The organism is Methylibium sp., from assembly GCF_013817365.1.
GTDB lineage: Bacteria > Pseudomonadota > Gammaproteobacteria > Burkholderiales > Burkholderiaceae_C > Methylibium.
Window position 1 is genome coordinate 1 of record NZ_JACDCU010000046.1, and the last position, 14,802, is coordinate 14,802.

Genomic DNA, 14,802 nt, shown 5'->3' on the forward strand with positions numbered 1-14,802 from the left:
GCTCAATCGTCTTGGCAACCCGCATCGCTCCAGCCTCCTGGGCGATTGGAGTATGCCGGCACGAATAAGTTCTAGAACATCACGCGCACTGCACTAGTAGCGGCAGCCCCCCGGGGCTTACGGCGCTGTCGGCCGCTGCTGCTCGCCGAGGGCCTGCGCTGAAACAAGCAGCGCCCGCGTGAGCAGTTCGACGCCCTCGGCCTCCAACTCGAGCGGAAATGTCTTGCCGTTGGCCATTGCCAGTTCGAGCAATACCGCCGTGCCGTCGTCGGACAGCACCACTTGCTTGATGCCGGTGCAGCGAAGGGGGGCCATGGAGGTCATCGTTGTTCTCTCGCAGGAGTGAGGTTCCGCATCCTGCCATGCCGTCTGGCACGCCGAACACGGCCTTGAATGATGCGATGCCGACGGGGGCAATCAGCGGCGCGTAATCGCAACGTCGCTGGAGGCCGCCTTCGAGACGTTCTCTGGCTTTTTAGGCACCAGTGCCACGCCATGGCGCACTGCGATGATTTCAGCCAAGATGGCCACGGCGATCTCGGCTGGCATCCTGCCTCCCAGGGGCAAACCGATCGGCCCGTGCAGGCGCGCGATCTCATCGGGCGCCAGATCGAACAAGGCGAGCCGCTCCTTGCGCTTGGCGGTGTTGCCGCGTGAACCGAGGGCGCCGACGTAGAACGCCGGCGATTTCAACGCTTCGAGCAACACCATGTCGTCGAGCTTGGGATCGTGGGTGAGGGCCACCACAGCGCTGTGCGGATCGAGCTGCAGTTCCAGCGCCAGGTCGTCGGGCATGGACCGGCTGAAGCGCGTGCCCGGCACGTCCCAAACCGTGGCCTCATCCTCGCGAGGGTCGCAGCAGATCACCTCGAAATCCAGTGCCAGGGCCATCTGCGCGAGCAGCCGGGAGAACTGGCCGGCACCCACGATCAGCAGCCGCCAGCGCGGCCCGAACAATGCGCGCAACTCCCGACCGTCGAAGCTGAATGACTCGCCGCGTGTGGCGGCTTCCAGGGTGACGGTGCCGCTGCCAAGCTCGAGCCGGCGGGCCACCAGTTCATGACGGGCCGTGCGAGCCAGCACCTCGTCGATCCATGCGCCGGTTTGCAGGGGCTCCTGCAGCAGGCGCAGGTTGCCGCCGCAGGGCAGGCCGAAACGGGCCGCCTCTTCCTTTGTAACGCCGTAGGCAATGAGGGTGCAGCGGTCAACGCGCTCGCCGGTGCGAACTCGCTCGATCAAGTCGTCCTCGACACAGCCGCCGGAAACGGAACCGCAGACACGGCCGTCCTCGCGCAGCGTCAGCAAGGCGCCCGGCACACGAGGGGCGCTACCCCAGGTCTCGATGACGGTGATCAGCCAGACGCGGTGCCCTGAAGCGAGCCAGTCTCGAGCCTGCGTGAGAACCTGCAGGTCGAGACTGTCCATGGCGATCGCTCTGCGTGGCGCCTTCGGGCGCCCGCGTAATTCAGTCGGCGGTGCTGTCGGTCGTGGCGGCTGCTTCCGCAGCCAGCGCGGCGAGCTTCTTGGCGCGCGGGTTCTTCTCGCACAACGGCTCGCACACCGGTTGGCTGCGGCCCAGCACCTTTTGCATCGTGCGGCGGTTCGGCGGCTGGTGAGCGCCGCAGAAGAAGCACGACATGGTGTTGGTCGCGCCCGAAAAAGCGCCGGGACGCGGTGAAAACGGCGAGCCCGGGGCTTTGCTGGTGTAGCGCAGTCCGTCTTGCTGAATGCGGGTCGTGGTGTCTTTGCGTGAGGCCATAGGCGCGTATTGTCTCAGGTTGGCCGTGTCTTTGTCTAAACGGGGCAACCCGAAGCGCTGCGGCAGCAGGTGGCGGTGAGCGCGCGCGCCCTTCGCCTCGCCAGCAGCAACCGCCCGCCCGGGCAAAGCCAAAAACAGGCCTGGGGATTCAGTCGTCGATCTCTCGCACCAGTGTTTCAGCCGCTGCCGGAGAAAGATTGAGGAGCTTCGCCACATCGCCAAAATCATCGGGCAGCGCTGCGTTGTTCCAACCGTTCTGGGAGTGGCGAGCAAGCCGGATGGCCAACTCGACGCTGCGCACCTGCGGATGCTCGGCATGGGCGTCGTCGGCGATACGCACCAGGATCGCGGGCAGCGACCAGGCGCGCATCAGCGCCTGCTGCAGTGCAGCGAGATCCACGCCCAGCACCTCGCGCTGCACGCTGGCCGATCGCATGCTTGCATCCGCGCGCTGGCGGGCTTCGATTTCAAGCGCCAGCGCGGGCGCGTGGCAGTACAGCAGCATTTCGGCAAAGTCGTGCAGCAGTGCCGCAAGCTGCAGCACCGCTGCGCTTTCGTCCATACGGTGCACCGCGAAACCCACCGCGAAGTTGGCAGCGCGATGCGCCCGCAGCACCACGGCCTGCAGGCCAGAAAGTGCCTGCGGTTGGCCGGCCAGCACGTCCTCCACCATGGGGCTGGCGTCGAACGCCTGAAAGAACGGCGACACCCCCATGATGACCAACGCTGCCGTCACCGTCTCGGGACCGCTGCGGCCGCCCTCGGCGTGCCGGGCGCGGTGCGCCTGCGATACGGTCGCCAGCAGTTTGAGCGCCATCAAGGGATCACGGCCGACCGAGTCTGCCAACTGGTGCGCGTCGACATCCCCGCGGACTTCTTCTGCCTTGGCCAGCAGGGCCAGTTCGTCTGCTGTGCGCGCCTGCACCGGAATCGGCGCATCGCGAAACCACGTGGTCCAGGCGGCGAGGTCGGTCGGGCGGTGAGTCAACATGGCACGGGAAAGCGGGTCGGCCTTTTCAAACCGGGAGCAGTGGCTGTTTATCGGCGCGCCGGCTCATGGCTTGAGCTTTCGGCGTGCCGGATCAGCCCGCTCAGGCAATGCTCGCTCCCATGGGCTGCTCGATCGAAACCGGCAGTATCTACGTGAAGCGTCGACGTGCAAGCCCGGCACAATCTGCGGCCCGACACCACCGTTGCCCCGAACAACGCTCTTCGCTGCTAATGACGGCGCCTCAAGATCCCGCCCTACCGGCCGGTTTGCTTCACAGCTTGCGCGACCTGCTGACGCAGCCTGACGAGCCGCTGCCGCCCGGCGACGTGCGCGAGGTCGCGGTCGACGCGCTCGGGCTCATCGGCCTTGGCGCCCTGGTGATGCTGGCCATCACGGTGCTGGCGGTGCCGCGTGCCTCCGGCGCCGTCATCGCCGTCTCGGCGCTGTTCGTGGTGTTGCCGCTGCTGCTGCGCGAGTCGGTCAAGCGCCGTGTCGGCGTGCTGACCGCGCCATTGACGCTGGCCTGCGTGCTGGCGCTGGGCATCGTGTGGTGGCAGAGCTTGGCCGCGCCGAACGCCGTCATCGTGCTCGACCCCTTCAACCAGGCTGGGGTGCTGGCCGGCTTCGGCCTGCTCACCGTGCTGTGCGTGGCCAGCGTGCGCCGCTATGTCGGCCGCACGCACCGGCGTGCCATGGAAGAGCGAGCGCAGCGCGTTCACGATGCGCAGCTGCAGTTGCTCAACGAAAAGCTGCAGCTGGCCATTCAAAGCGGCGACTTCGGCGTTTGGGAGTACGACGTGGCCGCCCGCACGTTCCGCATCGATGCTCAGCAAAGCCGCATCTACGGCCTGCCGGAGCAGCCACACAGTGTGAGCACTGACAAGTGGCTGCGCGCGGTGCACCGCGACGACCGGGCGCGGGTGAGGCGCTGGCTCGACGACACGACGCAGGCGCACCTGCCCTACGACATGAGCTTTCGCATCGTCCGGCCCGATCAGGCGGTGCGCTGGCTGCGCAGCATCGGCAAGGCGCAGCTGGACGACGCCGGCCGGGTGGTGCGGGTGGTCGGGCTGGACCGTGACGTCACCGCCCAGGAAGAAGCCGATATGCGCCTGCGCGCGCTCTCCGAACGCATGCTGCTGGCCACCGGCGCCGCGCAGCTCGGCATCTGGGAGCTCGACGCTCTGAGTGGCGATGTGAGCGCGGACGCCGCGGTGCGCCGCCTGTTCGGCCTGCCGGCCGCGGCCCACGTGGTGCGCGAGGATGTGCGTGCCTGCATCCACCCGGAAGACCAGCCGGTGATCCGCGACCTGGTCGACCACGGCCTGCACAGTGCCGAGCCGCTCGAGGCGCGGTTCCGGGTGCAGGCGGCGAACGGCAGCGTGCGTTGGCTGCGCTCGGCCGCGTCGATGCCGCGAGACGCCGGCGGCGCGCCTCGCCGCATGGTCGGCGTGTGCTGGGACATTACCCGCGACGTCGAACTGCAGGAAAAGCTGGCCGAATCGAGCCGACGCCAGGCCTTGGCGCTGCAGGCGGTGGGCGGCGCCGCCTGGGCGGTGCATGGCGATGACGGCCGCCTGCGCTGGAGCGACCACTGGTTCGACCTCTTCGGAGTGGCTGGCAGCGCCCCGGCGGAAACCTGGCTCGAACGCGTGGTGCCCGAAGACAGCGCCGGCACGCGCACCCGCTGGCAACACAGCCTGCGCGCCGGCGCCGAGCCCGAGTTCGCGTGGGAGTTCCGCATCCATCACCCCAGCCGCGGCTTGCGCGTGATGCGCTGCGTCGGGCGCTGCGAGTTCGACGCGGCGGCCCGCCTTTCGCTCGCCTTCGGCATCGTGCTGGACGTGACAGCACGACGCGCCGCCGCCGCAGAGGTGCGCCAGCTCACCGAGCGGCTCGACCTGGCCGCCGCCGCCTCGGGCATGGGTACCTGGCAGTACGAGCCAGCCAGCGGCACCCTGGGTTGGGATCGCCGCCACGCGCGGTTGCTCGGTTTGCGGGGCGACGACGAGCCGGACGACGGCGACGGCACGGGTGCGCGCGGAGCCGACCTGGCCGTCTGGCAGCAGTGCGTGGCCGAGGGTGACCGCGCTGCGCTCCTGGCGCTCGTGCAGGGCTCGCCCGGTGCGCCCGAGCGCATCGAAATCGATCTGCTGCCGCAGCCCGGCCAAGCGCAGGGCCGGCGCTTGCGCGTCATGGCGCAGGCTGTGCACGACGAGCGCGGCACCCTGCTCAAGCGCGCCGGCGCCGCCTTCGACATCACCCGGGAATGGCACGCGCAGCAGGCGATCGAGCGGGCACGGCAGGAGGCCGAGGCGGCGAGCCGCAGCAAGAGCGCTTTCCTCGCCAACATGAGCCACGAGATCCGCACCCCCATGAATGCGGTGATCGGCCTGACCGGCCTGCTGCTCGACGCCGTGCAGGAGCAACCAGCGCACGACTACGCGGCCAAGGGACATGCTGCTGCGCGCAGCCTCCTGGCGGTGCTCGACGACGTGCTCGATCTATCCAAGATCGAGGCCGGCAAGCTCGAACTCGAACGCACGGAATTTCGCATTGCCGACGTGCTGACCAGCGTGCGCGACCTGCTGGCTCACGCCGCCGAGGCCAAGCGGCTGCCGCTGCGCGTCGAAGTGGTTGAAGGCCTGGGCGAGTGGTGGTCCGGCGACCGCACGCGACTGCAGCAGATTCTGCTCAACCTGGGCTCGAACGCGGTCAAGTTCACCGAGCGCGGCGAGGTGGTGCTGCGCGCTGGCGTGGCCGGCACACAAGGCGGCGGTGGCGCAGCGCGGGCGCTTCGCTTCGAGGTCGAGGACAGCGGCATTGGCATGAGTCCCGAGGCACAGGCGCGAATCTTCGATGCGTTCGAGCAGGCCGATGTATCGACCAGCCGGCGCTTCGGCGGCACGGGCTTAGGGCTGACCATCTGCCGCCACCTGGTCGCCCGGATGGGGGGCGAACTCGGGCTGGCCTCAGTGCCCGGCCGGGGCACGCGCATGTGGTTCACGCTGGCTCATTTGCAGCCGGCGCTGCGGCAAGGCCGCGCCGAGCCGCCGAGCGGCGCCAGCGCCGCAGCACTGGCCGAGGCGCCCTCGCGGCTGACCGGTGCGTGCGTGCTGCTCGTGGAGGACAACGAACTCAATCGGCTGGTCGGTGTGGCGATGCTCGAGCAACTCGGTGTGCAGGTGCGGGTCGTGGAGTCGGGGGAGGCCGCGCTGGCGCTGCTGCTGGAGCAGACGGTCGACGTGGTGCTCATGGACATTCAGATGCCGGGCATGGACGGCCTCGAAGCGACACGGCGCATTCGCGCGATGCCCTCGCGTGCCGGGCGGATGCCGATCATCGCGATGACGGCGCATGCCATGAGCGGCGACCGCGAGCTTTCGCTCGCCGCCGGGATGAACGACCACGTGACCAAGCCGATCGAGCGGGATGCTCTGGGGGCGGTGCTGGAGCGGTGGTTGAGCGACGGCAGCGGCAGCATGCCGTAGTCGTCCGCGCGGCCGATCGAGGTTGCGCACTAGTTCACACGACCTGCCGATTCCACCGCTCGCGGCCGACGAGCGGCGGCGAAGCGAGGACGACTGGTCGAGCGTTTGCGACCCGACTCCTGATACTTCGCAGCACCTTGAGGGCGCACATTTCATGAAACCTGTTCACAGCACGCACGGCTCGAATCGGGGCTTCACGTTGATCGAAGTGATGATCGCCGTGGCCATCGTCGGCATTCTCGTGACCATCGCATTACCGAGCTACCGCGATTACGTCATCCGGGGGCAATTGGTCGACGGCACCAACGGTCTGGCAAGTATGCGGGCCGAGATGGAGCGCCACTTCCAAGACAACCGGACGTACGCAACGGTGACCGGCACGCCAACGTTCACGACGCCTTGCGCCGGCGCGGTTGCGCAGCGCACTTTCAACAACTTCGTTGTCGATTGCTCGGTAGCGCCGACGGCTACCGCCTACACGCTGCGGGCCACCGGCGGTGGCCCGGTTGCAGACTTCGTATTCACGGTCACTGCGCAGGACGTCCGCGCGACCACTGCGCCGACCGGCTGGGGCAACAGCAGCACGTGCTGGGTAACCAGGCGGGGCATGACATGCTGAGCCGAACCGGCAGCTTGCCGCGCGGCTTCACCATATTGGAGCTGATGGTCGTCATAACCGTCATGGGGCTCCTCCTGATGGTGGCCGTGCCCGGGATGCAGAGCTGGCTGATGAACGGACGCGTGCGCACAACAGCGGAGGCGCTGCAGAACGGCGTGAGGCTGGCGCAGGCCGAGGCCGTACGGCAGAGCCGGCAGGTGGTGTTCATGCTGACCGACGACACGCCGAGCGATGCAGCGGAGGTCAAGGAAGACGGCATCAATTGGGCCATCGTGACCGTGCCGCTGCTCGGCAGCGATACCGCCCAGTTCGTTCGGGGCGGTGCGCTTGCCGACGTTGCGGCCGGCGTCGAAATCACCGGATCCGACGGCGCGGAGTCGATCTGCTTCAACTCCATGGGTAGCCTGACGGCCAATGTCTCGCCAGGACCTACAGGGGCAGTCTGCGCTGTAGATGCAGCGGCACCCACCGTCACCTACGACATTGACATGGCCGGCGCCGATCGACCGCTGCGGGTGCTCGTATCGCTCGGTGGGCGGGTGCGCATGTGCGATCCCGCCAAGGCTCTCTCAACCAACCCGGACGGATGCCCTCCCCCATGAAGCACTCATCTTCCCGCCGTCCGCAGGCCGGCATGATGCTCATCGAAGTGCTGGTGTCGATCCTGATTTTCTCGTTCGGCATCCTTGGTACGGTCGCTCTGCACGCACGAGCGATCCAGTACTCCGGCAATGCCGAGGATCGCGGTCGCGCTTCCTTGCTGGCCAATGAGATTGGCTCCTTGATGTGGACCAGCGGCACAGCGACGCTGTCTGCAGCCGTGACTACCGCATGGAATACGCGCGTCGGCGACGCCACTGCCACCGGTTTGCCGGGAGGCGTTGGGACGGTGGCCGTCGATGCGGATGGCGTTGCCACGATCACCGTCACCTGGCAGCCCACCTTTGCAGCCGCGGGCGCCACGAACCGTCTTGTCACCCAAGTGGTCGTGCCGCCGACCGCCGTGCTGCCATGAGCGCGCGCACCGCCCTTTCGCAGCGCCTCGGCGCGCGCGGTTTTTCCTTGATCGAGCTGATGGTCGGGGTCGCGATCGCGCTCGTGGTCACGTTGGTCATCTTCAGCGTGTTGAGCGCGAGCGAAAGCCGCAGACGGACCACGTCTTCGGTCAATGACATCGGGCAAAGCGGTGGCTATGCGACTTACCTGCTCGACCGCGCAATCCGCAGCGCGGGCTCTGGCTTTACCAGCCGATGGGACGAGACCATCGGCTGCCTCATCAATGCAAGCCGCAGCGGCACACAAATGCTGCCGCGCGCGGCTGCGCTGCCAGCGCCGTTCGCAGCGGTGACCGGCAATCTGCGTTTGGCTCCCGTCATCATTGCGCAGGGTCAGTCTGCGGCGGGCTCCGACGTGCTGATGTTGATGTCGGGCAGCTCCGGGTTCGGCGAGGTGGGAGCGCAGGCCGAAGGCCCGACGCTTGTCACGGACGGTCCCGGCGTGCTTCTCCGCAACACGATCGGCTTCGGAGGTGGCGATCTCGTTTTGCTTGCGAACCAGCCGGATTGCCTGCTTTCACAAGTCAAGGGCCCCAAGGATGCATCCGGCATCGCGGACGGTACGGATCCAAGACTGCTACTCGACGGTACTTACTTCACTGCTGCCGGCAGTACCGTGAATCTTGCGGACATCACCGGTACGGCTGTTGCCGCGAGCATCGGCAACGTCGCCGCCGTGAACCCGCCGCAGTTCCGCCTGTACGGCGTCGGCGACAACCAGACGCTGTTCACCTACGACCTGCTGCGGATTGACGGCTCGGACGCGGCCTTGCCCATCGCCGAAGGTGTCATGCAACTGCGAGCCGTTTACGGCGTTGATACCGACAACGATCGTCAGCTCGACGCCTGGGTTGCCCCGACAGGTACCACGTGGGGTGCGGCCGCCTTGCTCGACGGTTCCGCGGCCGCGCAAACCAATCTGCGCAACATCCTGGCGGTGCGTTTCGCCGTGGTCCTGCGCAGCTCGCTGGTCGAGCGGACCGACGTCGCACCCGCCTCGCTGCCGCTGTTCGCTGACCTTCCCGATGTGGCCACCACCGTGGCGATCGCGACCGGCGAGCGTAACTTTCGCTACCGCGTGATCGAGTCCACGATTCCTTTGCGCAACACCTTGCTGCTGCCCGCGCTATGACCACCAATCGCCTTTGTACGATGCGCGTCCGTCAACGGGGCGCCGTGTTGATCCTCAGCCTGATCATTTTGGTAGTGCTGTTGGGAGCCAGCGCCGCGCTGGTCCGTTCAATGGACACGTCGATGTTCCTGGCGGGCAACCTGGCGTTCAAACGCGACTTGATGAACCAGGCTGAACGTGCGGTGCCGGTGGTGCTCGATGCATTGACTACTGGCGCGCTCAGTACCGCAACGGCCCGGGCCAACGACCTCAAGAGCAGCAACTACAGCGCCAGGGTTTTGCCGAGCACGGATCAAGGCATTCCCGACGCATTGTTGCTGACCGATACGGCTTTCGAAGCGCTGTCTTATGCCACCGGGGGCAATGACATTGCGGTTTCCGCACAGGACGTGACCATCAGGTACGTGATCGATCGGCTGTCCGTCGCTACAGGCGAAGAAAGCACGCTCGGCGATGCGTACGTGGCGGCGGGCAACACTGCGCCGAAGGGTGGGAGCGGCTCTCAGCTCAGGCGCAGTGAGGATGCTGCAGCTGCGGCTCCTGTTGCAGGGTCGCCGACGTCGCCCTCAGCGGGTGCCGTCACACCGCAAGCGGTCTATCGAATCAGCTTGCGAGTGACAGGTCCGCGTGACACCCAAGCGTTTTTGCAAACCACCTTGACTCGTTGAGCCGGAGCGTCACCATGGCGAACCCTTTCCTGCCCCTGGCTCGTCTGATGGCTGTATTGCGGGCGACTGCCGTTCCGGGGCTCGCAACCCTGATCGGTGTTTCCGCACTCGCCTCGACGAATCTCGCCGACCAGCCGCTGTTCAGCAACAAGGCGGTCCCCGGCAATCTGGCGCTGGCCTTGTCCGTGGAGTTCCCGACCGCGGTCAGCGTTGCCAACCTTGGCGACTACACCACGAGCAAGGCCTTTCTGGGCTACTTCGATCCGAAGAAGTGCTATGCGTATCGTGACAACGATGCCGACGAAACGGACCGCTACTTCTACCCGGTCGGTCCGGCCAGTACCAACTTCACTTGCAGCGGCCAATGGAGCGGCAGCTTCCTGAACTGGGCCACGATGCAGACGATCGACCCGTTTCGCTGGGCGCTCACGGGCGGCTACCGTGTCAAAGACACGGCAACGCTCACAGTGATCGAGAAGGCATGGGCGTCCGGGCAGGGCGGCACCGGCAACTTCCCCAACCGCACGCTCTCGGGCGGCCCGCTCATCTCCGGCGCCACGCCTCTCGGCTGGAGCGGTTTCAAGATGCGCATCCAGGGGCTGGGCAACAAGCTGCGCTTCACCGACGCCGGCGATGTCAACAACGGCAGCGGGCACAGCTCGTTCAGGCTTTACAAGACTGGCCTCAACGATAAGAACCGCGTCTATGAAGTGAGCGTGCGCGTCAAAGTCTGCGATCCGGCGGTCGTCGTGGAGAGCAACTGCAAGGCCTACGGTTCGAACTGGAAACCCGAGGGCCTGATCCAGAACTACTCCGATCGCATTCGCTACAGCGCATTCGGTTATTTGAACGACAGCAACATCCAGCGCGATGGCGGTGTCCTGCGGGCGCGTCAGAAGTTCGTCGGCCCGATGGAGCCGCGTCCCGGCTTGGCAGACGCCGCCAATCCGGTCAAGGAGTGGAGCGCGACCACCGGTGTGCTGATCGCAAACCCCGACGCAGACGACGCGCAAGCCACCAACGACGAGTTCGCCCCGAGCATTCCGGTGGCCAAGAGCGGGGTGATCGGTTACCTGAACCAGTTCGGACAAACGCATACCGCCAACGGCTACAAGACCTACGACCCCGTCGGCGAACTCTATTACGCGGCGGTCCGGTACTTCAAGTACCAAAGTCTTGTGGCACCGACGTGGGAGCTGGGCAACGTTCCCCAATGGACGAGCATGTCGGGTGCTTCGAATACGACGAAGACACAGTGGATCGACGGCTTTCCGGTCATCACGCAATGGGATGACCCGATCAAGTACTCCTGTCAGAAGAATTACATCCTGGGCATTGGCGATGTGAACAGCCATGCGGACAAGAACGTGCCGGGCTCCACATCCTCCGGCAACGAACCGACCAAACCCGCGAAGGTCGTCAGCGATCCAACAGTCGACGCGGTGGCGGCGACCAACAAGGTCGGCGTGCTCCAGGGGCTGGGTGGGACTCTCGGCAGCGCAACCAACTACGGCGGCTGTTGCAGCAACAACTCCGCGCTGATAGCTGGCGTGGCCTACGACTCGCACACGAAGGACATCCGACCGGACGATCCTGATGTGGAGCAGACCAAGGGCAAACAGACCATCACCACCTACTGGCTCGACGTGCTCGAGTTCCAGACCTACAAAGCCAACAACCAGTTCTTCCTTGCCACGAAGTACGGTGGCTTCAAGGTGCCAGATGGCTACGATCCCGACGCGGCGACCACCGGGCCGGCCGAGGAGCTGTGGCATACCAACGGGGAGACCCTGTTCGGAACCGCCAACAAGCGGCCGGACAACTACTTCTACGCGTCTCGTGCCGACGAAATGATCGCCGGGTTGAACAGTGCGTTCGCCAGCATCGCAAGCGACCTGAAGGCGTTCACGACCTCGTTCTCCACCGCGCTGCCGCAGTTGACATCCAGTGGCAATGCCAGTTTCAGCGCCTCTTTCGATGCCGAGAACTGGACGGGGGAGCTCGAAGCCAGTGAACTCTCGTTCTCGGCGACGACTCAGGAGCCCTCGCTCATCTCGCGCTGGAAAGCCAGCGCGAAGCTCGCCGACCAGCTCGACGGTACGGGGTGGAACCTCGATCGGCGCGTGGTCACCTGGGACGGCATAACGGGCAAACCGTTTCGAGCGACTGGCGCGGCCGCGGTGTCTGCCGCCCAACTCGCCCTGCTCGAAACGACTTATGGCGCGGGCACCGACGCTGTGGAATACCTGAACTACCTTCGCGGCGACCGCAGCAACGAAGCGCCTCTGGGCAAGCGCTACCGGCCGAGAACGGGATTGCTCGGCGACATTTCCGGCTCCAAGTCGATTGCCGTGGGCCCGCCCAGCTTCCCCTTCTCGGACGCCACCAACCCGGGCTACAGCAGTTTCAAGTCGACGCATGCCGGTCGCGCCAGGATGGTCTATGTCGGCGCGAACGACGGCATGCTGCATGCCTTCAACGGCACCCTGACCGGCACGGACGCGGGAAAGGAAGTGTTCGCCTACGTGCCCAGCGCCCTGTTCGCCGGCCCGAGTTCGCCGAGCACTCCGGAGACGGATGGCCTGGCCGCGCTGGGCAAGAGCTCCTTCGTGCATCACTTCTACGTCGATGCAACCGCCGAAGTGTTCGACATCGACCTCGGCCGCACGGGCGGACCCACGGCCGGGACGCCGAACTGGCGCTCGGTGCTGATCGGCGGGCTCGGCAAGGGCGGCAAGAGCTACTACGCGCTGGACGTCACCGACCCGGCGTCGATGACGTCCGAGGCGGTCGTGGCGTCAAAGGTGATGTGGGAGTTCCCCAATGCCACGATGCCGGCCGAAGACATCCCGCGCATGGGCTTCAGCTACGGCCAGCCGGTGGTCACCAAGACCGCCAAATGGGGCTGGGTCTTGGTGTTCACGTCCGGCTACAACAACAGCGACGGCAAGGGCTACTTCTTCTTCGTCAACCCGAGCAACGGCGAGTGGCTGGAAACGGTCGCCACCGGCGCCGGCACAGTGGCGGCGCCGGCCGGCATGGCGCATGCGCAATCGCACGTGCGCAACGTCACCGACAACACGGCGGATTCCATCTACGCTGGCGACTTGCTGGGCAACGTGTGGCGGCTCGACGTCCGCCAGGCGTCGGGCGCGTATCAGGCAGCCGTCGGCGCCACCGGCGCACCGCTCGGCAATCCGGCTCGGCTCGCTTCGCTCACCACGTCCGGCAATGTCGTGCAGCCGGTGACCACGCGCCCGCTGGTGGAGATTCATCCGCGCACCAACAAGCGCTATGTGCTCATCGGTACCGGCCGCCTGCTGGCCGACTCCGACATCGCAGATTCCCTGGGGCAAACCTTCTATGCCATCAAGGACGGCACCGCTTCCGCCTTCCACCTCACGGCGCCCGCCGGCGCGACGTTCCCGGTGACGCGCAGCGCTCTGGCGGACAACACTGCCAGTTTGCTCACCGGCTTCACGGCCGACCCGGCCAAGCCCATGGGCTGGTTCGTGGACCTCGGATCCGGCACGGGGGGCATCGGCTGGCGCATGCTGACCGACCCGTCGAGCTTCTTCGGAGTGGTTTCCTTCGTTTCGACGCTGCCCAGCGGCGACGCCTGCGCACCGTCCGGCAACAGCCGTGTCTATGCGGCCGACTACGACAACGGCGAGACCGCGCTGACCGTGACCACCACGACGGGCGGCATCACCGCCGTCGTTCCGATCGCTTATTCGACGGCCATTGCCGGCGTGGTGACGGACCAGAAATTCGTCAGCCTGGACGGCAAGTCCGTGCTGCTCGGAGGGGGAAACACGGGCTCCGTGGGCAAGATCGAAACAAAGGGACTCGGCAATCTCCCGTTGCGCCGGCTGAACTGGCGAGAACTCTCGACGGCGCAATGATTCACTCGTCCTCCCGCACCCGATACCGCCCCACCAACTCCTCCTGCACCCCCGGCGGCACCGCCTCGTAATGGCTGAACGCCAGGGTATATCGCCCCTGCCCGCCGGTCAGCGCATTCAGCCGTGACTGGTAGTTCGCCAACTCCGCCAGCGGCACCAATCCTCGCACCGAGAGCTGCCCCGCCTGCGGCGCACTGCTGCCGCTGACCTGCCCCCGCCGAGAGGCGAGGTCGCCGGTCAGGTCGCCCATGTGGGCCTCGGGCGCGGCGATGTCCACGGCAACCACCGGCTCGAGCACTATGGGCTGCGCGCCCTGCATCGCGGCGACGAAGGCCTTTTTGGCGGCGGTCACGAAGGCGATCTCCTTGCTGTCCACGCTGTGGTGCTTGCCGTCGTGCACCGTCACCCGCACGTCGAGCACCGGGTAGCCGGCGATCACGCCTTCGGCCATGGCTTGGCGCACGCCCTTCTCGACGGCCGGCATGAACTGCGAGGGGATCACGCCGCCCTTGATGGCATCGACGAACTCGAAGCCGCCGCCGCGCGGCAGCGGCTCCACTCTCAGATGAACCTCGCCGAACTGCCCGGCGCCGCCGCTCTGCTTCTTGTGGCGGTGCTGGGCAGCGGCTGGCACGGTCACGGTCTCGCGGTAGGCGATCTTCGGCGGGTGCGTGCTGACCTCGAAGCGGTGTTGTTCGCGCATGCGCATCAGCAACGCGCGCAGGTGCAGTTCGCCCAGCCCCCACACCACCGTCTCGCGCGTCGAGGCGACCTGCTCGATGCGCAGGCACGGGTCTTCGGAGACCAGCTTCTGCAATATCTCCCACAACCGCTGTTCGTCGCCATGGCGCTGCGGCTCGATCGCCAGGCCGTGCACCGGCATGGGAAAGTCCAGCGGCAGGAGGTGGATGTGGGCGTCTTCGGTGGCGTCGTGCAGCACGGCGTCGAAGTGGATTTCCTCGACCTTGGCCACCGCGCACAGCTCGCCCGGCCCGGCGCTGGGCACTTCGACCAGCGTCTTGCCCTGCAGCAGGAACAGGTGGCCGACCTTGAAGGGCTTGCGCGCATCGCCCACGTAGAGCAGGCTGTCTCGCGTGACCGTGCCCTGGTGGATGCGAAAGATGCCGAGCTTGCCGACGTAGGGGTCGACGGTGAGCTTGAACACGTGGGCCAGCACATGCA

The 14,802-nt window shown here is 66.5% G+C and carries 12 protein-coding genes; 7 read left to right on the forward strand and 5 right to left on the reverse strand.

The features are described 5' to 3' along the window. Window positions 1-117: 117 nt before the first annotated feature. From H0W38_RS05015 to H0W38_RS05030, 4 genes are all read right to left on the reverse strand, one after another. Window positions 118-324, reverse strand: a complete 207-nt coding sequence (locus H0W38_RS05015; RefSeq protein WP_292446706.1) for a hypothetical protein — start codon at window positions 322-324, stop codon at window positions 118-120. 93 nt (window positions 325-417) lie between these two features. Then, the gene (locus tag H0W38_RS05020) at window positions 418-1,425 is read right to left on the reverse strand and encodes an XdhC family protein (protein ID WP_292451771.1); all 1,008 of its coding nucleotides are present in this window, start codon (window positions 1,423-1,425) and stop codon (window positions 418-420) included. A 40-nt stretch (window positions 1,426-1,465) separates the two neighbouring features. Next, a complete protein-coding gene (locus tag H0W38_RS05025) occupies window positions 1,466-1,759 on the reverse strand; it encodes a hypothetical protein (RefSeq protein WP_292451774.1) in 294 nt (97 codons plus the stop codon). A 148-nt stretch (window positions 1,760-1,907) separates the two neighbouring features. Next, the gene (locus H0W38_RS05030; RefSeq protein WP_292451776.1) at window positions 1,908-2,750 is read right to left on the reverse strand and encodes an HDOD domain-containing protein; all 843 of its coding nucleotides are present in this window, start codon (window positions 2,748-2,750) and stop codon (window positions 1,908-1,910) included. Window positions 2,751-3,028: 278 nt separating this feature from the next. Here H0W38_RS05030 and H0W38_RS05035 point away from each other — a divergent pair, with 278 nt between their 5' ends. Genes H0W38_RS05035 through H0W38_RS05065 form a run of 7 tightly spaced genes read left to right on the forward strand, consistent with a single transcriptional unit; the run spans window position 3,029 to window position 13,620 of the window. Next, window positions 3,029-6,241, forward strand: coding sequence for a PAS domain-containing protein (locus H0W38_RS05035; RefSeq protein ID WP_292451780.1), 3,213 nt, complete (start codon window positions 3,029-3,031; stop codon window positions 6,239-6,241). A gap of 22 nt (window positions 6,242-6,263) precedes the next feature. Next, window positions 6,264-6,860 carry a type IV pilin protein gene (locus tag H0W38_RS05040; protein WP_292451782.1) on the forward strand — a complete coding sequence of 199 codons (597 nt, stop codon included), beginning with the start codon at window positions 6,264-6,266 and terminating at the stop codon, window positions 6,858-6,860. Then, entirely contained in the window at window positions 6,827-7,462 is a 636-nt protein-coding gene (locus H0W38_RS05045) for a GspH/FimT family pseudopilin (protein ID WP_292451785.1), read from the forward strand. Before H0W38_RS05040 ends, H0W38_RS05045 begins: the two co-directional genes overlap by 34 nt. 32 nt (window positions 7,463-7,494) lie before the next feature. Further along, window positions 7,495-7,875: a fimbrial assembly protein gene (locus tag H0W38_RS05050; protein WP_292451787.1), complete on the forward strand. Its 381-nt coding sequence runs from the start codon at window positions 7,495-7,497 to the stop codon at window positions 7,873-7,875. Further along, window positions 7,872-9,047, forward strand: coding sequence for a PilW family protein (locus H0W38_RS05055; RefSeq protein ID WP_292451790.1), 1,176 nt, complete (start codon window positions 7,872-7,874; stop codon window positions 9,045-9,047). Before H0W38_RS05050 ends, H0W38_RS05055 begins: the two co-directional genes overlap by 4 nt. Then, window positions 9,044-9,715 carry a hypothetical protein gene (locus H0W38_RS05060; protein ID WP_292451793.1) on the forward strand — a complete coding sequence of 224 codons (672 nt, stop codon included), beginning with the start codon at window positions 9,044-9,046 and terminating at the stop codon, window positions 9,713-9,715. Before H0W38_RS05055 ends, H0W38_RS05060 begins: the two co-directional genes overlap by 4 nt. A gap of 14 nt (window positions 9,716-9,729) precedes the next feature. After that, complete coding sequence (locus H0W38_RS05065; protein ID WP_292451796.1) at window positions 9,730-13,620, forward strand: PilC/PilY family type IV pilus protein; 3,891 nt, start codon at window positions 9,730-9,732, stop codon at window positions 13,618-13,620. A gap of 1 nt (window position 13,621) precedes the next feature. On the opposite strand, the gene fusA is transcribed toward H0W38_RS05065, so the two are convergent. Next, window positions 13,622-14,802 (reverse strand): elongation factor G (gene fusA / locus H0W38_RS05070; RefSeq protein ID WP_292451799.1); only part of this gene is annotated, 1,181 nt, incomplete at its 5' end.

Excerpts from the sequence above, each read along its gene's own strand:
- H0W38_RS05015 (WP_292446706.1), bottom strand. The coding sequence starts at position 324 with ATGACCTCCATGGCCCCCCTTCGCTGCACCGGCATCAAGCAAGTGGTG.
- H0W38_RS05020 (WP_292451771.1), bottom strand. The coding sequence starts at position 1,425 with ATGGACAGTCTCGACCTGCAGGTTCTCACGCAGGCTCGAGACTGGCTC.
- H0W38_RS05025 (WP_292451774.1), bottom strand. The coding sequence starts at position 1,759 with ATGGCCTCACGCAAAGACACCACGACCCGCATTCAGCAAGACGGACTG.
- H0W38_RS05030 (WP_292451776.1), bottom strand. The coding sequence starts at position 2,750 with ATGTTGACTCACCGCCCGACCGACCTCGCCGCCTGGACCACGTGGTTT.
- H0W38_RS05050 (WP_292451787.1), top strand. The coding sequence starts at position 7,495 with ATGATGCTCATCGAAGTGCTGGTGTCGATCCTGATTTTCTCGTTCGGC.
- H0W38_RS05055 (WP_292451790.1), top strand. The coding sequence starts at position 7,872 with ATGAGCGCGCGCACCGCCCTTTCGCAGCGCCTCGGCGCGCGCGGTTTT.
- H0W38_RS05060 (WP_292451793.1), top strand. The coding sequence starts at position 9,044 with ATGACCACCAATCGCCTTTGTACGATGCGCGTCCGTCAACGGGGCGCC.
- H0W38_RS05065 (WP_292451796.1), top strand. The coding sequence starts at position 9,730 with ATGGCGAACCCTTTCCTGCCCCTGGCTCGTCTGATGGCTGTATTGCGG.